This window comes from Mammaliicoccus sciuri, assembly GCF_025561425.1.
Lineage (GTDB): Bacteria > Bacillota > Bacilli > Staphylococcales > Staphylococcaceae > Mammaliicoccus > Mammaliicoccus sciuri_A.
The window spans coordinates 1061335-1083255 of record NZ_CP094824.1 but is presented as its reverse complement, the minus strand read 5'-3'; the positions used below and the strand labels follow the sequence as shown (position 1 = coordinate 1083255).

The following is a 21921-nucleotide window of genomic DNA, read 5'->3' as shown; positions in this document are numbered from 1 at the left end:
TTTGAATTATGAATTTAATTGACTTAGTGAAACCTTATACATCTTATCATCATTTTGAGATGGATTACCCCTACCATCTGTATTGTTACTTACAAAATATAAATCATCATTTACAATGTAAATATCTCTAATTCTTCCAAATTTAGTCGCTACTTTTTTCATTTCTTCTTTTTCTACATCAAATTTCATAATACCTTCTCCACGTAACGCAGCTGAATAAATAATCCCATCTTTAAATGCGATGCCTGAAGGTGCCCATGTATCATCTGACCCAGAAGTAAATATCGGTGTTTCCATATTATTATTTTTTTCTTTACCTTCAATTACTGGCCATCCGTAATTATGACCTTCTTTAATCTCATTTATTTCATCATTAGCCTGATTACCATGTTCACTCGCATACATCTGTCCATCAGGGGTCCATACAATTCCTTGTGGATTTCTGTGACCATAACTATAAATATATGAATTAGACATCGGATTATCTTTAGGCTTACTACCATCAAGATTAATTCTTAAAATTTTACCACCCAAAGTATCTTTATCTTGTGCATTTTGTTCGTCTGAAGCATCTCCAGTTGTCGCGTATAATTTATCATCCGGTCCAATTTTTAAACGACCACCATGATGATATAGACCACTCGGTATTTTATCAATTAATACCTCATCCTCTTTCCACGTATCATTTTCTAATTTTAATTTTACGATACGATTAAACTGGCCATTATCTTCATATGTGTAATACGCATATGCTTCTTTAGAATCTTTAAAATCAGGTGCAAGAACGAATCCTAATAAACCCGCTTCAGCAGCAGTAGAAACTTCCTTCTCTAAATCCACTTGTTGCTCCGTCTTTTTATTGCCATCGATTTTAATAATTTTACCAGGTCGTTCTGATAAATAAAACACATCATTTAATCTCGCAATACTCCACGGTGTATCTAAACCTTGAGCTACCGTTTCAATACCTTTAGTTTCCTTACGTTCTTGGTTGTCATTTGATTGACTCTGTTCATGTTCTATTTCATTCTGAGTTTGCTTACCTTTATCTTCAGTTTCATCACGCGAATCATTACCACAAGCAGATAAAATAAAACTAGCCGAAATCGCACTGATCATTAGTCGCTTCATAAACAACCCTCCTTACATTATTTATACAGTTGTAAACACTTTCACACAAACATAACGCTCAAACACCCAAGCCAACGTATAAGTTGGCTTGGGTGTTTAGTGAATTCTATTCTGTTATTTTTTCGATTAAAGCTACTGTTTCGACGTGTGTTGTATGTGGAAACATATCCACTGGTGTGATTTCTTTAAGTTGATAACCGCTATTTTTCAACAATTCTACATCTCTCACCTGAGTTGCTGGGTTACATGAAATATATACGATTCTTTTTGGTGATAATTCGATTAATGTTTCAATAAATGTTTGATCGCATCCTTTTCTTGGTGGATCGACCATTACAACTTCTGGTTTAATACCTTCTTGTTGCCATTTTAAAATGATTTCTTCTGCTTTTCCTGCTTCCCATGTCGCATTGTCTATATGGTTGATTTGCGCATTTTCTTTTGCGTTTTCTATAGCTTGTTCTACGACTTCCACGCCATAAACATGTTTTGCTTTTTGTGACATGTATGAACCGATTGTCCCAATACCACAATACGCATCAATGACCGTCTCTTCTCCATCTAATTGTGCATATTCTAGCGCTTTATGATAAAGCTTTTCTGTTTGTGTTGGATTAATTTGATAGAAAGAAGTGTCGGATATTTTAAATTCATATTCAGAAAGTTTATCTGTAATTGTATCTTTCCCATATAAAGTATGTGACGTATGTCCCATAATAACATTTGATTTTTCTAAATTAATATTATGTTTAATGCTGACCACATTTTCAAATTCTGTTTGTATAAAATCAATTACTTTATTTTTATGGCTAAGTTGTTTACTATTCGTCACGAATATAACCATAGTTTCCCCAGTATAATAGCCAGTTCTCAAGATGATATGTCTTAATTCACCTTTATGTTTTTGTTCATTATAAATACTGATGTTTGTTTCATCTAAAAGTTGCTTAAGTTTCTTCATAATTAAATCATGCTTTTCATCTTGAATCATACAATGATCTATATTCACGATATCGTGACTTCTTTGTCTATAGAATCCTAGTTCAATTTCACCAGATTTATTTTTCCCGACTGGTATTTGAGATTTATTACGATAATGCCACGGATTCTCCATACCAACTGTATCGTGAATAATTGTATCTTCAAAATGTGATTTTCTCTTGAATAGATTAATCACTTGTTCTTTTTTCATTTCTAATTGTGCATTGTAGCTTAAATGTTGAAGTTGACATCCACCACAAACTTTATAATATTCACATGGTGGTTCAATTCTGTCCTTTGATGCTTCTTCAATCGAGATTAATTTTCCAATAGCAAATTGCTTTTTCACTTTGATGACTTTAAATGAAATGTTTTCATCTTTAATTGCATTTGGTACGAAAATTGGATAACGATCGAATTTTACAACACCATGCCCTTCATGTGTAAAATCGATAACCTCTCCAGTATATATTTCATTCTTATTTACGACTCCTGCCATATTAACTCCCTCTTTCACGATAAACATAGAAAAAAGGGACAAAATAATGTCCCTATGTATTTATTCTTCTGTTTGTTCTTCGTGTAGTCTTTCTCGTTCTCTTTCTACTGTTTCAATGCCGTGCTCTCTCTTAACCCTTTCAAGTTTAGAAAAGACTTGTATATGTTGTTTTAAGTTTAAGAAATTAGCAGGTAATACGCCACCAAATTCACCATCAACATTTAATTGAATTTGCTCAAATGATGAGACATTAATTGTTTTAGCTTTTGTGTAATGTACTTTCGGATGATTGATATGATCACCTCTAGAAGCCAATGTCATAATATGTCCAAGTTCTGCTATATTCACTTTCTCTAATATAAGCAAAGTAAAATTACCATCATTAATATCAGCATCTGGTACAAGCTTTTCAAAGCCACCTATTGAATTTGTTAAGCCAATTAAAAACATCATCGCTTCGCCTTGGAATACATTACCATCATATTCGATACGTATATCAGTCGCTTTAATTTGTGGTAACATCTCTAAGCCTTTAATGTAATAAGCGAGTGGTCCAACCATTGTTTTCAATTTACTTGGCGCTTCATAAGAAACTTCTGTTATTTTACCGCCACCAGCAATATTAATAAAATAGCGATTGTTCATTTTACCAACATCTACAGGTACAAGATCACCTTTAATGATTGTATCTACAGCTTCCATTATATTGTTTGGAATAAGAAGTGCTCTACCAAAATCGTTAACTGTCCCCATAGGAATTAACCCTAGTTTAGGTCGCTTCTTTGCTTCTGCAATACCATTGATAACTTCATTTAAAGTACCATCTCCACCAGCAGCAATGATAACATCATAATCATATTTTAGAGCTTCCCTAGCAGCATGTGTCGCATCTCCAGCACTTGTTGTAGCATGAGCGCTTGTCTCATAACCAGCCTGTTCTAACTTAATTAGTACATCAGGTAATGTTCTTTTAAATAACTCTCTTCCTGATGTTGGGTTGTAAATGATTCTAGCTTTTTTCTTCATTATGATCCCTCTTGTATATTCTTATATCTTTATATTAAAGCATATACTAAATATAAGAAAGCAAAAAATAATTAGCGTCTTTTCGTTCCAAATATATTACGTACGATTTCTCTACCAATTTGTCTTCCAACTGTTGATAAGAACTTAGTCGCTTCTTTTTGGAATTGTGAAGGTTTTTCTTTCTTTTTAGATGTTGTTTCTTTCTTAGTTGACTGTGATTTCTTAGTTTTTGGTTCTTCTTCAGGTTCTTCTTCAGGTTGTTTTTCAATTTTATTTTGTAACATTTCATATGCACTTTCACGATCAAATGTTTCTTTATACGTTTCATTTAATGGCGCATTTTCTATTAAATCTTTTTTAACAGATTCATCGATTACACCAATTTTACTTTCAGGTGGACGAATAAATGCACGTTCAACAACATTCGGTTGGCCATCATCATTTAAGAATGAAATCAACGCTTCCCCTGTTTTCAATTCTCCGATTACTTGAGCAGTGTCGAAGCTTTCATTTTGACGGAAAGTTTGTGCAGCACTTTTAATTGCTTTCTGATCTTTAGGTGTGTAACTTCTAAGTGCATGTTGTACTCTATTACCTAGTTGTCCAAGCACTGATTCTGGAATATCAATTGGATTTTGAGTTACGAAATAAATACCTACACCTTTAGAACGGATTAAACGTACAACTTGTTCAACTTTTTCAATTAACTCTTTTGAACTGTCATTAAATAAAAGATGTGCTTCGTCAAAGAAGAAGACAATTTTTGGTTTTTCAGGATCGCCTACTTCTGGAAGACTTTCAAAGAGCTCAGATAATAACCATAATAAGAACGTTGCATATAATTTAGGCTTTTGATATAAAACAGGTGTATCAAGAACATTGATCATTCCTCAGCCTGAATCATCAAACTTAATAAAATCTTCTAATTGTAAAGCAGGTTCTCCGAAGAATGTTTCAGCACCTTCAGATTCTAATCTTAATAATGCACGTTGAATTGCACCAATTGATGCAGAAGAAATATTACCGTACTTTTCAGCATACTCTGCTCTGTTTTCATTAATTTCTTTTAAGAGTGCTTTAAATCTTTCATATCAATCAGAAGCAGACCATTTTCATCAGCAACTTTAAATACAATATCTAACACACCTAATTGAGTATTATTTAAATCTAATAATTTACCGATTAATAGCGGACCCATTTCTGTGATCGTTGTACGAACAGGTACACCCGTTTTTTGAAATACATCAAACAATGTTACAGGAAAAGCATTATTTTTGTAATCGTCAATTTTCATCATATCAATACGTTCTTGAATCTTATCATTGATAGAGCCAGCCTCTGCAATACTTGAGATGTCCCCTTTAACATCTGACATAAAGACTGGAACACCAGCTTTAGAAAATTGTTCAGCCAATACTTTTAAAGTAATTGTTTTACCAGTACCAGTAGCACCAGCAATCAAGCCATGTCTATTAGCTTGGCCTAATTCTAAATTGATTTCATTTTCATTTTTAGCTATTTTAATTTGTGTCATATGTAGTTACTCCTCCATCATCATTTTGATTTAATACTATTGTACTTCAACACACCAACCATGCAAGTAATTAGATATAGAATTTGTAATTTAATAAAATCAAGAATTAATGGTGGTGTATCTTCCATTATTCTGAATTCTGGTAATTAGAGTCGGCTAACTTCCATTATTTCGAATTCTGGTAATTAGAGTCGGCTAACTTCCATTATTTCGAATTCTGGTAATTAGAATGCACGCTCTCTTACGGACATTTCTCAGAATTATGTCCCTAACAGCCACGCCACCATCTCATTCAACAAAAAAATCTCGTCACGAGTACTTCACTCTGTGACGAGATTTTCATAATATTTATTATCTTTTTTCTAATTCTGATTTTAGTAATTGGTTTACGATTTGTGGGTTTGCTTGGCCTTTTGAAATTTTCATAATTTGACCTACTAAGAAGCCCATCGCTTTGCCTTTACCATTTTTGAAGTCTTCTACTGATTGAGGATTATTATCTAATGCTTCTGTTACGAATCCTAATAGTGTTGCTTCATCAGATATTTGTACAAGACCTTTGTCTTTCATAATTTGATGTGAGTCTCCACCATTTTCAGCTAATTCAGGGAATACTTTCTTAGCAATTTTACTACTCATTGTACCATCTTCAATAAGTTTAATCATACCTGCTAAGTTTTCTGGTGTTAATGCAGTATCTTGTAATTCGATATGATTTTTATTTAAGTATTCATTAACGCCACCCATTAACCAGTTAGATGTTAATTTAACGTCTGCACCATGTTCAATTGCTGCTTCAAAGAAATCTGACATTTCTTTAGTTAATGTTAATACATGTGCATCATAAGCTGGTAATCCTAATTCATTAACATAACGTTCTTTACGTACGTCTGGTAAATCTGGGATTGTTTGACGTACACGTTCTTTCCACTCATCATCAACGTATAATGGTACTAAGTCTGGCTCTGGGAAGTAACGATAGTCATCTGAACCTTCTTTAACACGCATTAAAATTGTTTCGCCAGTTGATTCGTTGAAACGACGTGTTTCTTGTAAAATTTCTCCACCAGCTAATAATACTTCTGCTTGGCGTTTTTCTTCATGTTCAAGACCTTTACGGACATAGTTAAATGAGTTTAAGTTTTTAAGCTCAGCTTTTGTACCGAATTCTTCTTGACCATACGGACGTAATGAAATGTTGGCATCACAACGTAATGAACCTTCTTCCATTTTACAATCTGATACGCCTGTATATTGAATAATTGCACGTAATTTTTCTAAGTAAGCATATGCTTCTTTAGGAGAACGAATATCAGGTTCAGAAACGATTTCGATTAAAGGTGTTCCTTGACGGTTTAAATCAACTAAAGAATATCCATCTTTATGAGTTAATTTACCTGCATCTTCTTCCATGTGTAAACGTGTGATACCAATACGTTTAGTTTCTCCATCTACTTCAATATCAATCCAACCATTTTCACCAATTGGTTGATCGAATTGAGAAATTTGATAAGCTTTTGGATTATCTGGGTAGAAATAGTTTTTTCTATCAAATTTAGATTCTTTCGCAATATCCATATTTAATGCCATTGCTGCACGCATAGCCCAATCAACAGCTGTCTTGTTTACAACTGGTAATACACCTGGGTATGCTAAGTCAATAACGTTTGTATTTGTATTAGGTTCCGCACCAAAATGAGCGGGTGATGGTGAAAACATTTTTGATTCTGTTTTTAATTCGACGTGAACTTCTAGGCCGATAATTGTTTCAAAATGCATTCAGTTTCACACTCCTTGTAAAGTTTTATAGTCATCATGTAAGTTATATTGTGTTTCATATTGATAAGCAACTTTGTATATCGTTTTTTCATCAAATGGTTTACCAACAATTTGTAAACCAATTGGACGACCATTTGATTTACCACAAGGAATAGAGATTGATGGTACACCTGCTAAGTTAACTGGAATCGTTAAAATATCATTAGCGTACATTGTTAATGGGTCATCAATTTGTTCACCAATATTGAATGCTGTCGTTGGTGCAGTTGGTCCTACGATAACATCATAGTCTTCAAATACTTTTTCGAAGTCTTGTTTGATTAATGTACGAACTTTTTGAGCTTTTTTGTAGTAAGCATCGTAATAACCAGAACTTAATGCGAATGTTCCAAGCATAATACGACGTTTAACTTCATCTCCAAAGCCTTCACCACGAGATTTTTTGTATAGTTCTTCTAGTGTATTTGCTGATTTTGAATGATAACCATAACGGATACCATCAAATCTAGCTAAGTTAGCTGATGCTTCAGAAGATGCAATAATATAGTAACTTGCTACACCATATTTAGTATTTGGTAATGATACGCGATCAACTGTTGCACCTAAAGATTCTAAAGTTTTAACCGCTTCATTTACTGAATTCTTAACTTCTTCAGATACACCAGAGCCAATGAATTCTTCTGGTACAGCTACTTTTAAGCATTTAATATCTTTACCAATTTCAGACGTAAAGTCTACATCTTCGATCGGTGCACTTGTTGAATCATGTGCATCATGTCCAGAAATCGTTTCTAAGATTAACGCATTATCTTTAACGCTACGTGTAATAGGTCCAATTTGATCTAATGAAGAAGCAAATGCTACTAGACCAAAACGTGATACACGTCCATATGTAGGTTTCATACCAACAACACCACAGTATGATGCTGGTTGACGGATTGAACCACCAGTATCAGAACCTAATGCAAACGGTACTAAGCTTGCTGCAACTGCTGCTGCTGAACCACCTGATGAACCACCTGGTACGGCGTTATGATCAAATGGATTAACAGTTGTCTTGAAATAAGAGTTCTCATTTGAACCACCCATAGCAAATTCATCCATGTTAAGTTTACCAACTAAAATACCATTTTCAGCATTTAATTTATTCATAACTGTTGATTCATATATAGGAATAAAGCCTTCTAACATTTTACTTGCACATGTAGTTTCTACACCTTCAGTAATAATATTGTCTTTGATACCCATTGGAATACCAAATAGCTTACCTTCCATTTTACCTTCAGCTTGTAATTTATCTTGTTCTTCAGCTTTTTTAATTGCTTGTTCTTTATCTAAAGCTAAGAATGCTTTAATATTTGCGTCGTCTGCTTCTATCGCATCAAAAATATCTCTAACAATTTCAGATGGCTTAATTTCATTATTTTTAATCATTTCTGATAAACGTTCAATTGTTTCATAACGAATTGTCATGCTTTAGTCCTCCTCATTCATAATTGCTGGAACTTTAAATTGCCCCGCTTCTTTTTCTTTCGCATTAAGTAATGCTTGTTCTTGAGGAATTCCTGATTCACTCTTATCTTCTCTTAGAACATTTTGTAAGTCTAATACGTGGAATGTTGGTTCAACATTTTCAGTATCAACTTCATCTAATTGTCCTGCAAAGTTTAAGATCTTTTCTAAAGATTGTGTTAATTCATTGACTTCGTCTTGTGAAACTTCAAGTCTAGCTAAATTAGCAACATGTTCAACTTGCTCAGATGTTACCTTCGTCATGTGCGACGCCTCCTTAGTTAATCTAACATCATATAATTTTAACAAATTTTCATATAAAAATCTAAAGTTATTAAAAATTAACTACATGAAAGCGCATACATTGTGTATAATAAATTATCAGAATTTTTTTCTGAATTTTATGTCAATGAGTGAGAGGTGGTTTTTCATGTTTATACTTGGAAATACTTTTAAGAATGTTAAAGTCGAAACTTCTTGGGAAACATATGTCATGATTGCTATTTATTTTGCCATTTTATTAGCATTTGGATTTTATGCTTACAAACGTTCGACAAGCACGCTTGATGAATATATGTTAGGCGGCAGAGATTTAGGTGCACTTGTTACTGCCCTATCAGCAGGTGCTTCAGACATGAGTGGTTGGATGATTATGGGCTTGCCGGGATCTGTATATAGTATTGGTCTATCAGCAACTTGGATTGCGATTGGTCTTACAATTGGTGCTTGGCTTAATTACATACTCGTCGCTTCACGTTTGAGAATTTATACTGAACTGACTGATAACGCTATTACTTTACCTGACTTTTTTGAAAAAAGATTATCAGATCATACAAGAATCGTTAAAATCATTTCAGGGATAGTTATCGTTGTATTCTTTACGTTATACACACATTCTGGAATGGTAGCTGGTGGCGTACTATTTAATAGTGCATTTGGACTAGATTACCATGTCGGTTTATTTATAGCCGCTAGTATTGTTATTTTGTATACACTTTTCGGCGGTTATTTAGCTGTATCATTAACGGACTTCTTCCAAGGTGTCATTATGATCTTAGCATTGGTATTAGTGCCTATCGTTGCGCTGTTAAAGTTAAACGGTCTCGACACATTTAGTGAAGTTGGTGATTTAAAGCCTACGAATTTAGATTGGTTCAAAGGAACAACTACAGTTGGTATCATCAGTTTACTTGCTTGGGGATTAGGATACTTCGGTCAACCACATATTATAGTACGTTTTATGTCTATCAAAACGCATAAATTAATGCCTAGAGCACGTAGAATTGGTATTTCATGGATGGCAATCTCTTTATTAGGTGCTTGTTTGACAGGATTAATTGGTATTGCTTTTGTTGAACACTCTAATATAGAAGTTAAAAACCCAGAAACAATCTTTATCGTGATGAGTCAAATTTTATTCCATCCACTCATTGCAGGGTTCTTCTTAGCAGCAATTTTAGCTGCGATTATGAGTACAATTTCTTCACAGCTTCTTGTAACATCTAGTGCATTAACGCAAGACTTTTACATGTTATTGCGCAGAAAAACTTTGCAAGATAAAAGTCATGAAAAGGAATTCGTTCTTGTAGGACGCTTATCTGTTTTACTTGTATCAATCGTTGCGATGTACATCGCGTGGAATCCAAATGATACAATTTTAAATTTAGTTGGTAATGCTTGGGCTGGATTTGGCGCAGCATTTGGACCTATAGTTTTATTATCACTATATTGGAAACGTCTAACTAAATACGGCGCAATTGCAGGAATTTTGACTGGTTCATTAGTCGTTATTTTCTGGATACTCATGAAAGATCATGGTGGTATTTTTGAATTTTATGAAATCATACCTGGATTTATTTCATGTATGATCATAACAGTTATTGTGAGCTTAATGACGAAACCACCTGTTGAATATGACCTTAAAAAGTTTTACGACATGGAACAAATTTTAAAAAGCTAAAAATTTTAAAAAAAGTTTACATCGAAATTTTATGAGCAAAATACGTCATAGGCAAATCCTTTGTAAACATTTACACCGCAAGGCATAGAGCAATATTAAATATGAACAAATTGTGACATCATTCTATATAAATGATAAACTGAATATACGGATAATTTACTTTTTACCCTTTGATTATTATTTCATTTGTGTATAATGGTCAACGTGCAACTTTAAAATATAAATATAAAGGAGCGGGAATATGTTTATTTTAGGACAAATTGATGCGAGCACTGGAGTAGCTTCAGGCTGGCAAACTTATTTCATGATTTTAGTCTATTTTGTTGTTCTATTAGCAATTGGATATTATGCTTATAAACAATCAACAAGCAATTTAGATGAGTACATGTTAGGTGGCCGTAGTATAGGTCCTTATGTAACAGCATTATCCGCTGGTGCATCCGATATGAGTGGTTGGATGATTATGGGACTTCCTGGTGAAGTTTACAATGTTGGATTATCAGCAACATGGCTTGCTATCGGTTTAACAGTAGGTGCATGGTTAAATTACATATTAGTAGCACCGAAATTACGTGTATATACTGAACATACTGGAAATGCTATTACGATTCCAGATTTCTTCGAGAAACGTGTTGCAGATAATACACATGCTTTAAAAATTATTTCAGGTATTATCATTGTAGTATTCTTTACACTATATACTTCAGTTGGTATGGTTTCAGGCGGTACTTTATTCGAAAGTGCATTCGGTATGGATTATCGTCTTGGTATTATATTTACTGCTGGTATCGTTGTAATATATACATTCTTCGGAGGATATTTAGCTGTTTCACTAACAGACTTCTTCCAAGGTGTGATCATGTTAATAGCGATGATTATGGTACCTATCGCGGCATTATTAACTTTAAACGGGTTAGATACTTTCCACACTGTAGCAGAAGTTAAACCAACAAACTTAGATTGGTTTAAAGGAACTTCAGTTGTAAGTATCATAGGATTAATTGCATGGGGACTTGGTTATTTTGGACAACCACATATTATTGTAAGATTTATGTCTATTAAATCACATAAACAATTACCAACAGCAAGAAGATTCGGTATTAGTTGGATGGCAGTTTCATTATTAGGTGCATGTTTAGTTGGTTTAACTGGTATTGCATACATTCATGATACAAGCCAAACAATTGATAACCCAGAAACAATCTTCATCTTAATGAGTCAAGTGTTATTCCACCCATTAGTTGGCGGGTTCTTCTTAGCAGCAATTTTAGCAGCTATTATGAGTACAATTTCATCTCAATTACTCGTTACATCAAGTGCTTTAACACAAGACTTCTATAAAATCATAACTAAAAAACGTGGTAATGAATCAAATAGAGATAAAGAATTTGTTTTGGTAGGTAGATTTGCTGTATTAGTTGTAGCAGTTGTGGCAATATTACTTGCTTGGACTCCAAACGACACTATCCTTAACCTCGTAGGTAATGCTTGGGCAGGATTCGGTGCAGCATTTGGACCACTTGTATTATTGGCATTATACTGGAAAGGCTTAACAAAAAACGGTGCAATCGCAGGTATGGTTACTTCTTCAATCGTCGTACTATTCTGGATTATGATGAAAAGTCATGGTGGTATTTTCGAATTATACGAAATTATCCCAGGATTCTTCACAAACATTGTCGTTACAGTTATTGTAAGTTCATTTACTAAAAAGCCAGATAAAGAAGTTACCGATAACTTAGATCGTATGAAACGTATTTTAAAAGAAGATTAATATAGAAGAGACTGGTACATATAATGTGCCAGTCTTTTTCTTATGGAAAAATAGCTGTAACTTTAGGGACTATGTTGCTTGTTTAGGGAGTCTTGCAATATATGAGGCTCATATTTATCTTGTTTGGGCAGTCTTGATAAATACTAAGTCCTGAACATTGCTTGTCACGCCTCACTTGCAATATTCAGACTTCCAACATTGCTTGTCACACCTCACTTGCAATATTCAGACCCATATTTCTAAAAATACGAAAAGAGTCTAGAACATTTCTGTTCCAGACTCTCTTTTTAATTATTTATAAATATGAATTTGTGGTTCGTCATCGTCTTTAGTCTTTGTAATTAGTGCTTGTGGTTCTTCTCCGTCTACGATAGATATTTCTAAATCATCTATACCTTTAAAGTATTTTTGAGATAGGTCTGCTACGTACTGAGTCACACCAATTACTTCTGCTTTTCCATAATAATCAAGTGGTACTTTTATTTCAAGTTCTGTCAATTTATCGTCATCAAATTTACCTGTTCCTACTGATTGTGTAAAGTTCGGGAAGTATTTTTGTAAGTCTTGATTGAACTGTTCAAAATTAGAATTTAAATTTTCATCTAAATCTGCTGCATCGTTTGATGGGATTGTGACATATTTTTGGTTCATTTTTTCCCAACTTTTAACGTTACGCTTACCGCCTTCACTAGAAGCATAAGAAACGAATTTACCTGGTTTGATGTCACCTTCTCCAGACTGTATGAATATACCAAAGTTAATTGGAATATTTTTGAGGTCATCTCTTACACGAAGTCGTGAAAGGATTTCTTCAGCCATCTCTTTACCTTTTTTCTCTACTTCTTTGTTATCAAGTTTCTTCGTATATGTTTCGCCGTATTCTTCTTTTTGGTAAACATATTCACTATTCATCGCTAAACCAATTGTCATACCAGAAATCTTTTGTTTTTTAGCATCACTTTCTGTGAAGTAATCTTGTTCGATGATATGTGATAAATATGTAGGTGAATTCTCAGCTATTTTTTCAGGATCTGTTTCTCCTTTATGAGTTGGATTCAAACCTAAGTTTTCTCGTGCATTATTTTGTTCTTTTTCATCATCACTCATATCTTTGATTTCTGCTTTTGTATATTTAGGTGCTAAATATGCTCTCACAGTATCTTTATCTAAGAATTGGCCATCTCTGTATAAGTAATCATCAGGTGAAAATGTTTGTTTACTTATATCTAACAATCCACTTTCAAATGCTTCACTGTTATAACTAGAGGTCATATTATCTTGTGTTAAACCTCTAGCAGCACTTACTTTAAATGGTAGTAATGTTCGATAATAATCACTGGAAATTTGCATACCTGTAGAAATTTGCTTTGTTTGCTCTTTTTCTTTATCTGAATTATCTTGATTATCTTTTTGGGTAGTATCTGATGAACATGCTGTAAGCAATATTACAGACGCTAAAATAAGAAATCCTTTTTTCATATCTTTAACCTCTATTCATTGATATTACGATATTTGTTTAACCAATCTTCTTCTGACCAAACTTCTATATTTAATTTTTCTGCTTTTTCAAGTTTGGATCCAGCATCTTCACCAGCAATAACAACATCTGTATTTTTAGTGACACTTCCTGTTACTTTTGCACCTAATGATTGGATTACTTTTGTTGCTTCAGGTCTTGTCATCTCTGTCATTTTACCAGTTAAGACAAATGTTTTTCCAGTAAAATCTGGATGACCTTCAATTTCAGATTGCTTAATACCTGTATAAGTCATGTTAACATTTTTCTGTTTAAGTTTATCGATTAATACTTTTATATCATCATTTTCCATATATGTAACAAGTGATTGAGCCATCTTATGCCCCACATCTGGAATTTCAGTTAAATCTTCTATCGTTACTTCGAATAAGCGATCAATTGTTTCATATTTTTCAGCTATTACACGGCTTGCTTTCGTACCTAAATGTCTCACACCTAAACCAAATAATAAATGTTCAAGTGATTTTTCTTTAGAAGCTTCGATTGCTGTTAATAATTTATGAACTTTCTTCTCGCCCATTCTTTCCAATGGTAGTAAATCATCTTTAGTTAAATAATATAAATCTGCAACGTCTTTAATTTTATCATTTTGATAAAGTTGTTCGATGATTTTATCTCCTAAACCATCAATATTCATTGCTTGTCGTGATACGAAATGAATCATACCTTCTACTAATTGAGCAGAACATTTAGGGTTAATACATCTTAATGCAACTTCACCTTCTATTCTAACCAATTCATGCTCACAACTTGGACAGTGTGTTGGCATATGATAAACTTCACTATCTTCGCTTCTTTCTTCAGCAATACTTTTAACGACTTCAGGTATAATATCACCTGCTTTTTTGATGACAACTTTATCTCCTATACGGATATCTTTTTCATGGATTAAGTCTTCGTTATGTAATGATGCACGAGAAACAGTAGTTCCTGCCACTTTAACAGGCTCTAATATCGCAGTTGGTGTCACAACACCCGTTCTACCTATACTCAATTCAATATCTGTTAATGTAGTTAATACTTCTTCAGCTGGGAACTTGTACGCAATTGCCCATCTAGGTGATTTCTGAGTAAATCCAAGTTCTTCTTGCTGACTTAAATCGTCAACTTTGATCACAATGCCATCTATATCATACGATAAATTATTGCGTTGTTCAGTCCACTTACTTATAAAAGATAATACGCCTTCTATATTATCATAAGTTTCTCTTTCTTTGTTTGTCTTAAAGCCAAGTTCATCTAAATTATTTAATGCCTCTGATTGACTATCCGCTTCTATTTCCGTTAAGTCATTAACACTATATAAGAATATATCGAGCTTTCTTTTAGCAGTTAATTTAGAATCAAGCTGTCTTAATGAACCAGCAGCAGCATTTCTAGGGTTTGCAAATAGTTGTTCACCGTTTTGTTCTTTTTGTTCATTTAAAGAAACAAAAGATTTTCTTGGCATGTATGCTTCACCACGAACTTCAATAGAAAGAGGTTCTTTAATTGTTAAAGGAATGGCATGGATCGTTTTTAAATTTTCAGTGATATTCTCACCAGTTGTACCATCTCCACGTGTTAATCCTTGAACAAATCGTCCGTTTACATACTTTAAAGATACCGCTAAACCATCAATTTTTAATTCACAAGTGTATCGAACATTGTCTACTTTTTCTCTAACTCTTTGATCAAATCTTCTTAAATCTTCTTCATTAAAAGCATTACCTAATGACAGCATAGGTGTATCATGATTAATTTTTTCAAATTGAGATAACGGTGGTCCACCAACTCTAACAGTTGGTGAATCGTCCGTTTTTAGTTCAGGGTGCTTTTCTTCTATAGAGATTAACTCATGCAATAATTGATCATATTCACTGTCCGGAACAGTTGGATTATCTAAGACATGATATTCATGGTTATAACGATGTAACAATTGATGAAGTTCTTTAACTCTTGATTTTAAATCTTCCATAGTTTACTCCCCTTTCTTCTCAATAGGTGCAAATTGTGCTAATAGACGTTTTGGTCCTTCTTTTTTGAAAATGATATCTAATTCAACAGAACCATTTTTATCATTCACAGCACTTACCATTCCTTCACCCCATGATTTGTGAGTTACTTTATCCCCAACATTCCAAGATGTTTCTGGTTTTTGCTTCGTATTCATACGACCTGCAAAACTACGTTTAGGTGTTGATGTTTGTTTTTGCTTGAATGATGTTTTTGGTTTCACGCCATCCAGTAAATCTTCTGGAATTTCTTTTAAAAATCTTGATTTTAAGTTCGCTTGAGATCTACCAAACAATGTACGAGTTGTCGCATGAGATAAGTGTAACTCTTCTTCAGCTCTCGTAATAGCTACATACGCAATTCGGCGTTCTTCTTCCATTTCATGTTCTTCACCTGATTGAAGACTTCTAAAGTGTGGAAAAATACTTTCCTCCATACCAATGATAAATACAACTTTGAACTCTAGACCTTTCGCTGAGTGCATTGTCATCAATGTTACACCCGCTTCTAAATCTGCATCATCAACATCTGCAACGAGTGATAAATCTGTTAAGAAGTTCATCAATGATTGCTCTTCAACTGGTGTGTTTTTCTCATAGTCTCTTGTTACTGATAAGAACTCGTCAATATTCTCAAGTCTACTTTGTGATTCAATCGTTTGTTCGTTCTCTAACATACGTCTATAACCAGATTTTTCTAATATTTGTTCTACTATTTCAGTTACAGATAAGAACTCTTGTTGTTGCATAAAGTTGTTCATCATCTCATAAAATGCTGCGCCTTCTTCAGTAACTTTTTTAGATAAACCAATAAAATCCACTTCTCCTAACGCATCAAAGTAACTCAATTGATTCATCGCTGCATATTGCGCAATTTTTTGAACAGATGTCGGTCCAATACCTCTTTTAGGTACGTTAATGATTCTTTCAAAACTGATATCATCATTGCTATTTGAAATTAATCTTAAATAACTCAAAATATCTTTAATTTCTTTTCTGTCATAGAACTTTGTTCCGCCAACCATTGTATAAGGAATATTAGATTTCATGAACGTTTCTTCAAGTACACGTGATTGCGCATTTGTTCGATATAACACGGCTATGTCTTGGTTTTTATAACCTTCTTGTTTTTTCTTTAATATTTGACGAATAACATATTCTGCTTCATCTCTTTCAGTTGTTGCTTCATAATATTTTATCTTTTCGCCTGAGTTATTATCAGTCCATAATGCTTTAGGTTTACGTTCAGCATTATTACGAATCACTTCGTTTGCTGCAGTTAAAATCGTCTTTGTTGATCTATAGTTACGTTCCAAGAAAATTGTTTGTGCATTTGGATAGTCTTCTTCAAATGATAAAATATTTTTAATGTCTGCACCTCTCCAACCATAAATTGATTGGTCAGAGTCACCTACGACACATATATTTTCAAATTTACTTGCTAATAAATTAACAAGCGTATATTGTGCTTTGTTAGTATCTTGATACTCGTCGACATGAACATATTGGAATTTATTTTGGTAGTATTCCAAAACTTCAGGCACTCTATTAAATAATTGAATTGTCATCATGATTAAATCATCAAAGTCTAATGCATGATTTCTAAGCAACTTTTCTTGATAGCCTTTGTATACACTAGCGACCATATTGGCATGAAAATCACTAACTTCTTTTTCAGCATCTTCTGCTGTTTTTAATTCATTTTTTAAATTAGAAATCGCACCAATAAATGTTCTTGGGTCATATTTTTTACTATCTATATTTTGTTTTTTCAATATTTCTTTAATAACTGATTTTTGGTCAGTCGGATCTATAATTGTAAAGTTTCTTTCAATTCCAATTCGGTCAATGTCTCTTCTTAAGATTCTTACACACATTGAGTGGAATGTAGATATCCAAATACTTTCAGCTTCAGGACCAACTAAATGGCTAATTCTTTCTTTCATCTCTTTAGCTGCTTTATTAGTAAATGTAATCGCCAAAACATTATAAGGAGAAACATCTTTCTCATCTAATAAATACGCAATTCTATGCGTTAATACTCTCGTTTTACCACTACCTGCACCTGCCATAATCAGTAATGGCCCTTGAGTTGTTTTGACTGCTTGTTTCTGTTCGTCATTCATTCTATCTAACAATGCGTTCATAAAAACCTTCCTTTATTGTTTTACTTTTACTGTTTGTAAAGCTTTTTTCAAATCTTCATAAATGGCATTACCGACTACAATTATGTCAGCATATTCTGCCATTTCTTTCGCTTTGTCTAAATTATCTATACCGCCACCATAAATAAGTAAGGCGTTTTCTAAATGTTCTTTAACAGCTTTAACCTCTTCCACTTTTCCATACTTACCACTGTATTCTAAATAAAAAATTGGTAAATGATAAAGTTTATCTACCATTCTTGCATAACTGATTAAATCTTCTTCATCTAAATCCGTTTTCGCACTAGTCAATTGCGCTACTTTACTGTCTTCATTCATGACAACATAGCCTTCTAAGAAAATTTCATCAAAATCCATCATATAGCCATATTCCTTAACAGCTTTTTGAAGCAGACCATTATGGAAGTCAACATTATTACTATTTAAAACACTCGGTACAAAATAAAAATCAAAACCAGGCACAACACTTTCAATATTAGAAATTTCAAGTGCGCATGGTAGCGGATAACGTCTAATTCTGCTCATTAAATTTAGTACATTATCTTCCGTAACATTATCAGTACCGCCAATTATAATAGCATCCGTACCAGATTCACATATTTTCATTAAGTCCTCATCTGATATTGATTTCGCTGGATCTAATTTAAATACGTGACTCCACAAATTTATATCGTACATACTTAAACTCCTTTAATTATCATAAGATTAATTATAGCATTTTTAAGATTAAATTCCGAAATGAAATAGGACAATTATCATAAAAAAAGAAGCGAAAAATTTCGCTTCTCAGAGTGTCGACAAAGTCTTAGACTTTGCCGGCATTTTTTTATGCGCATGCTTTCCGCGGGCATGTTCTCAGCCTGTAGTCTTCGAATCATGCTGTTCCCGCAGGAGTCAGCGCTAAAAAAATACCAAAAATTAATAATCCATTTTATAATATAGTTGAAATTTTATTTAGGAGTTGATTCTATGTTAAATAAATCCGAGAATAAACGTGACCAATATGAAATGATTTCTGTTTCAGAGTTAGTACCTAAAAATCATTTATTGAGAAAAGTTGATAAAGTATTAGATTTAAACTTCGTTTATGAACTTGTTGAAGATAAATACTGTTTAGATAACGGACGTCCTTCTATTGATCCTGTTATCTTAGTTAAGATCTTACTGATTCAAAGATTATTTGGCATAAAATCAATGAGGCAAACTATTAAAGAAATTGAAACTAACGTAGCTTAGGTACTGCACCCCTAAAGTTAGAGTAAAAAAACTAACTTTAGGGGGTGTTTTAATATGACAAAATATAGTGATGAATTTAAGTTGAAAGTTGTAAGAGATTGTCTAGATGGCCATTATGGTTATCGAAAATTAGCTAAAAAATATAATATACCTGATAAAATTATTATACGAACATGGGTAAAAGCCTTTCAATCATTCGGTGTAGATGGCATTAAAAAGAAACAGAAAAAGACAGTTTATTCTGTTACATTCAAAATAAATGTATTAAACTATATGAAAAGAACAGGCGATTCCTTCCAAGATACAGCGATTAAATTTGGCCTAAATACCCCATCTATTATTGTGCGATGGAAAAAGATATATGACAAAGAAGGTGTGGAAGGACTCGAAAAGCCGAAATGATGTGAACCCAAATATTTGAACTAAACAAATCAAAATATTGGGGTGCATTCTAATGAGGAAAAAATATGAATTTAAATTCAAACTAAAACTTGTAAAAGAATATTTAGAAGGACATCAAAGTTATAGAACAATTGCTTTAAAATATGGTATTTCAAGTTGGTCTGTCCTTCGGATTTGGGTCAATCAATGTAAAGAGTTTGGAGAAGAAGGTTTAGAAATAAAAAGTAGAAATACTGTTTATACTAGCGAATTTAAATTATCTGTTTTAAAATTTAGACAAGAAAATATGTTGTCTTATCAAGATACTGCGAATCACTTTAGAATTATTAATCCTATTATCATTGCCAATTGGCAACATCAATTTGATGAAAAGTGTCGTCTTGATATAGATAATAAACAAAAGGGACGATCTCACACTATGACTAAAAAACGATCTAAATCAGATAATAAAAATTTACCTTTAAATGAAAATGAACGTGAAGAACTTGAAAGACTTAGAAATGAAAATGAGACATTAAAGGCAGGTATAGCTTATCAAAAAAAGTTACAAGCCTTGACCGACATTTACGGAAGCAAAAATCAGAAATAGTAAAGGTCATTAAGGAACTAAATGAAACATATAATATACGATTAAGTATCTTATTTAAAGTCGCTCAAATAGCTAAATCTGTATACTATTATTGGATAAATAAATTTAGTAAAGCTGATAAAGATGAAACATTGATTCAAGTAATAAAAGAAATATGTGAAGAATCAAACCATACCTATGGTTATCGTCGTGTTACACAAGCACTAAGAAATAGAGGTCTTATCGTAAATCATAAAAAAGTACTAAGAATTATGAAAGAACATAATCTAACTTGTACAAAGTTCACACATAGAGGTCGTAAGTATCGTTCCTTTAAAGGTAAAGTTGGTAAAGTAGCTCAAAATATATTAAATCGTAGATTTAAAACAAGTCTCCCATTTCAAAAAGTCGTAACAGATATTACAGAGTTCAAATTAATGAATGGTCAGAAATTATATTTATCACCTTTTATGGACTTATATAGTTCAGAGATTATCAGCTTTAAAATCTCAAGTCGTCCTACATTAGATATAGTCATCAATCCATTAAAAGAAATGATAAAGCGTCGTCCAAACCTAGATCATCGTTTAACGATTCATTCAGATCAAGGCTGGCATTATCAACATTCACAATACACTAGATTATTAAAAGACCATAAAATATTTCAGAGTATGTCTAGAAAAGGTAATTGTCTAGATAATTCAGTTATGGAAAACTTTTTTGGGTTACTTAAACAAGAAATGTATTATGGCCAAGAATTTAAAGATTTTCAGGACCTTGAACAAGCTATTCATCGATATATCGATTTTTATAATAACGAAAGAATCAAATCAAAATTAAAAGGCTTATCTCCCAAAAATTACAGGAGACAAACCTTTGAAATAATATACTAATTAAGGTTTAGATTTTTGGGTTCAGTACACTCTTGGCTTTATTCAACACTTAAGCCACGACTTCAGCGATCTCTTGGCTTTATTCAACACTTAAGCCACGACTCGGACGATCTCATGACTATATAATCTCTTACAACTTCTACTTACCGTAATCAAAGTATTCTTCTAATGTTGTGTCTTGTTTATAAATTTTTTCTGCTAATTCTTTACCGACATATCTTAAATGCCATGGTTCATATTGATATCCTGTTATTTTTTCTTTGCCTAATGGATATCTAATGATAAAACCATATTGATGTGCGTGTGTTTTAATCCATTTTCCTTCGTTTGTATTACCGAACGACTTTCTAAAATCATCAGTTGCTGAGTTAGAACCTACATCAAACGCTAATCCTGTCTGATGTTCTGATTGTCCTGGTTTAGCACTATATTGGTTAGCTGCTTCTTCTCCATCTCTTGCTACATAATCATTATATAGTTGTTTTTGATTTTCATAAGAACGATATCCGCTTCTAAATACTAAGTCTAAACCTTCATTCGTTCCATCTTGTATTAGTTTATTTAATTGATTTCTTGCAGTACTATTTTCACCTGGGGCATAATCATGTGGTAAGCCTACTTTTTTGTTTACAAAAATATGACCGTCAACATAAGTGATGCCATCTTTCTTTGTAACTTTATGTTTCTTCTCTTCTTGCTTTTTAGATTTTTGTGCTGTCTCTTTTTTATCTTTTTGAGTATGTTCTTCTTTAGTAGATTGCTTATCTGTATTCTGATCATCACTACATGCGCTTAATACTAAAGTAGATATGCCAATTATTAAAAATAATTTCTTCATGCGTAAAGCTCCTTATTTCATAAAATTTACTATTTATATACTATTTTAACTAATTAAGGCTGAGACATCCATTAATGTCTCAGCCTCTCATA

General features: G+C 32.9%; 16 protein-coding genes and 2 pseudogenes. 6 read left to right on the top strand and 12 right to left on the bottom strand.

The window, feature by feature from the left end:
• Window positions 1-6 precede the first annotated feature (6 nt).
• The 7 genes and pseudogenes from MUA60_RS05570 to gatC all read right to left on the bottom strand — a co-directional run bounded on the left by MUA60_RS05570 (window position 7) and on the right by gatC (window position 8726).
• Window positions 7-1131: a PQQ-dependent sugar dehydrogenase gene (locus MUA60_RS05570; RefSeq protein ID WP_262650183.1), complete on the bottom strand. Its 1125-nt coding sequence runs from the start codon at window positions 1129-1131 to the stop codon at window positions 7-9.
• A 106-nt stretch (window positions 1132-1237) separates the two neighbouring features.
• Window positions 1238-2611: a 23S rRNA (uracil(1939)-C(5))-methyltransferase RlmD gene (gene rlmD, locus MUA60_RS05565; protein ID WP_262650181.1), complete on the bottom strand. Its 1374-nt coding sequence runs from the start codon at window positions 2609-2611 to the stop codon at window positions 1238-1240.
• A 60-nt stretch (window positions 2612-2671) separates the two neighbouring features.
• Window positions 2672-3637, bottom strand: coding sequence for a diacylglycerol kinase (locus tag MUA60_RS05560; RefSeq protein WP_262650179.1), 966 nt, complete (start codon window positions 3635-3637; stop codon window positions 2672-2674).
• Between the two features lie 71 nt (window positions 3638-3708).
• Window positions 3709-5171 (bottom strand): annotated as a pseudogene (locus MUA60_RS05555) (helicase HerA-like domain-containing protein).
• A 351-nt stretch (window positions 5172-5522) separates the two neighbouring features.
• Window positions 5523-6950 carry an Asp-tRNA(Asn)/Glu-tRNA(Gln) amidotransferase subunit GatB gene (gatB, locus tag MUA60_RS05550; RefSeq protein WP_262650177.1) on the bottom strand — a complete coding sequence of 476 codons (1428 nt, stop codon included), beginning with the start codon at window positions 6948-6950 and terminating at the stop codon, window positions 5523-5525.
• Window positions 6951-6956: 6 nt separating this feature from the next.
• On the bottom strand, window positions 6957-8423 hold the full coding sequence (gatA, locus tag MUA60_RS05545) for an Asp-tRNA(Asn)/Glu-tRNA(Gln) amidotransferase subunit GatA (protein WP_262650175.1): 1467 nt from the start codon (window positions 8421-8423) through the stop codon (window positions 6957-6959).
• Window positions 8424-8426: 3 nt separating this feature from the next.
• Complete coding sequence (gene gatC, locus MUA60_RS05540; RefSeq protein WP_262650173.1) at window positions 8427-8726, bottom strand: Asp-tRNA(Asn)/Glu-tRNA(Gln) amidotransferase subunit GatC; 300 nt, start codon at window positions 8724-8726, stop codon at window positions 8427-8429.
• A gap of 166 nt (window positions 8727-8892) precedes the next feature.
• On the opposite strand from gatC, the gene putP (MUA60_RS05535) reads away from it, so the two are divergent.
• A complete protein-coding gene (putP, locus tag MUA60_RS05535) occupies window positions 8893-10422 on the top strand; it encodes a sodium/proline symporter PutP (RefSeq protein ID WP_262650171.1) in 1530 nt (509 codons plus the stop codon).
• 241 nt (window positions 10423-10663) lie between these two features.
• On the top strand, window positions 10664-12196 hold the full coding sequence (gene putP, locus MUA60_RS05530; protein ID WP_316964782.1) for a sodium/proline symporter PutP: 1533 nt from the start codon (window positions 10664-10666) through the stop codon (window positions 12194-12196).
• A gap of 291 nt (window positions 12197-12487) precedes the next feature.
• On the opposite strand, the gene MUA60_RS05525 is transcribed toward putP (MUA60_RS05530), so the two are convergent.
• Genes MUA60_RS05525 through pcrB form a run of 4 tightly spaced genes read right to left on the bottom strand, consistent with a single transcriptional unit; the run spans window position 12488 to window position 18570 of the window.
• Window positions 12488-13675 (bottom strand): CamS family sex pheromone protein, encoded by a 1188-nt coding sequence (locus MUA60_RS05525; protein WP_262650170.1) that lies wholly within the window; start codon window positions 13673-13675, stop codon window positions 12488-12490.
• Between the two features lie 11 nt (window positions 13676-13686).
• A complete protein-coding gene (gene ligA / locus MUA60_RS05520; RefSeq protein ID WP_262650169.1) occupies window positions 13687-15690 on the bottom strand; it encodes an NAD-dependent DNA ligase LigA in 2004 nt (667 codons plus the stop codon).
• A gap of 3 nt (window positions 15691-15693) precedes the next feature.
• Complete coding sequence (pcrA, locus tag MUA60_RS05515; protein ID WP_262650168.1) at window positions 15694-17874, bottom strand: DNA helicase PcrA; 2181 nt, start codon at window positions 17872-17874, stop codon at window positions 15694-15696.
• A 12-nt stretch (window positions 17875-17886) separates the two neighbouring features.
• Window positions 17887-18570, bottom strand: coding sequence for a heptaprenylglyceryl phosphate synthase (pcrB, locus tag MUA60_RS05510; protein ID WP_262650166.1), 684 nt, complete (start codon window positions 18568-18570; stop codon window positions 17887-17889).
• A gap of 291 nt (window positions 18571-18861) precedes the next feature.
• Between pcrB and MUA60_RS05505 the strand changes: the two are divergent.
• From MUA60_RS05505 to MUA60_RS05490, 4 genes and pseudogenes are all read left to right on the top strand, one after another.
• Window positions 18862-19125 (top strand): annotated as a pseudogene (locus MUA60_RS05505) (transposase); the annotation flags it as partial.
• 57 nt (window positions 19126-19182) lie between these two features.
• Window positions 19183-19530 carry a transposase gene (locus MUA60_RS05500; protein WP_262650164.1) on the top strand — a complete coding sequence of 116 codons (348 nt, stop codon included), beginning with the start codon at window positions 19183-19185 and terminating at the stop codon, window positions 19528-19530.
• 52 nt (window positions 19531-19582) lie between these two features.
• Window positions 19583-20119, top strand: a complete 537-nt coding sequence (locus tag MUA60_RS05495) for a transposase (protein ID WP_262650163.1) — start codon at window positions 19583-19585, stop codon at window positions 20117-20119.
• A complete protein-coding gene (locus MUA60_RS05490) occupies window positions 20044-20991 on the top strand; it encodes an IS3 family transposase (protein ID WP_316964807.1) in 948 nt (315 codons plus the stop codon). Before MUA60_RS05495 ends, MUA60_RS05490 begins: the two co-directional genes overlap by 76 nt.
• A gap of 139 nt (window positions 20992-21130) precedes the next feature.
• On the opposite strand, the gene MUA60_RS05485 is transcribed toward MUA60_RS05490, so the two are convergent.
• Window positions 21131-21829, bottom strand: coding sequence for a M15 family metallopeptidase (locus MUA60_RS05485; protein ID WP_262650161.1), 699 nt, complete (start codon window positions 21827-21829; stop codon window positions 21131-21133).
• Window positions 21830-21921 lie beyond the last annotated feature (92 nt).

What these genes read in the sequence shown, in the direction of transcription:
- gatB (WP_262650177.1), bottom strand. Translation starts at nt 6,950, where the DNA reads ATGCATTTTGAAACAATTATCGGCCTAGAAGTTCACGTCGAATTAAAA.
- rlmD (WP_262650181.1), bottom strand. Translation starts at nt 2,611, where the DNA reads ATGGCAGGAGTCGTAAATAAGAATGAAATATATACTGGAGAGGTTATC.
- pcrA (WP_262650168.1), bottom strand. Translation starts at nt 17,874, where the DNA reads ATGAACGCATTGTTAGATAGAATGAATGACGAACAGAAACAAGCAGTC.
- MUA60_RS05570 (WP_262650183.1), bottom strand. Translation starts at nt 1,131, where the DNA reads ATGAAGCGACTAATGATCAGTGCGATTTCGGCTAGTTTTATTTTATCT.
- MUA60_RS05485 (WP_262650161.1), bottom strand. Translation starts at nt 21,829, where the DNA reads ATGAAGAAATTATTTTTAATAATTGGCATATCTACTTTAGTATTAAGC.
- putP (WP_262650171.1), top strand. Translation starts at nt 8,893, where the DNA reads ATGTTTATACTTGGAAATACTTTTAAGAATGTTAAAGTCGAAACTTCT.
- gatA (WP_262650175.1), bottom strand. Translation starts at nt 8,423, where the DNA reads ATGACAATTCGTTATGAAACAATTGAACGTTTATCAGAAATGATTAAA.
- MUA60_RS05495 (WP_262650163.1), top strand. Translation starts at nt 19,583, where the DNA reads ATGAGGAAAAAATATGAATTTAAATTCAAACTAAAACTTGTAAAAGAA.
- putP (WP_316964782.1), top strand. Translation starts at nt 10,664, where the DNA reads ATGTTTATTTTAGGACAAATTGATGCGAGCACTGGAGTAGCTTCAGGC.
- MUA60_RS05525 (WP_262650170.1), bottom strand. Translation starts at nt 13,675, where the DNA reads ATGAAAAAAGGATTTCTTATTTTAGCGTCTGTAATATTGCTTACAGCA.
- ligA (WP_262650169.1), bottom strand. Translation starts at nt 15,690, where the DNA reads ATGGAAGATTTAAAATCAAGAGTTAAAGAACTTCATCAATTGTTACAT.
- MUA60_RS05560 (WP_262650179.1), bottom strand. Translation starts at nt 3,637, where the DNA reads ATGAAGAAAAAAGCTAGAATCATTTACAACCCAACATCAGGAAGAGAG.
- MUA60_RS05500 (WP_262650164.1), top strand. Translation starts at nt 19,183, where the DNA reads ATGACAAAATATAGTGATGAATTTAAGTTGAAAGTTGTAAGAGATTGT.
- pcrB (WP_262650166.1), bottom strand. Translation starts at nt 18,570, where the DNA reads ATGTACGATATAAATTTGTGGAGTCACGTATTTAAATTAGATCCAGCG.
- gatC (WP_262650173.1), bottom strand. Translation starts at nt 8,726, where the DNA reads ATGACGAAGGTAACATCTGAGCAAGTTGAACATGTTGCTAATTTAGCT.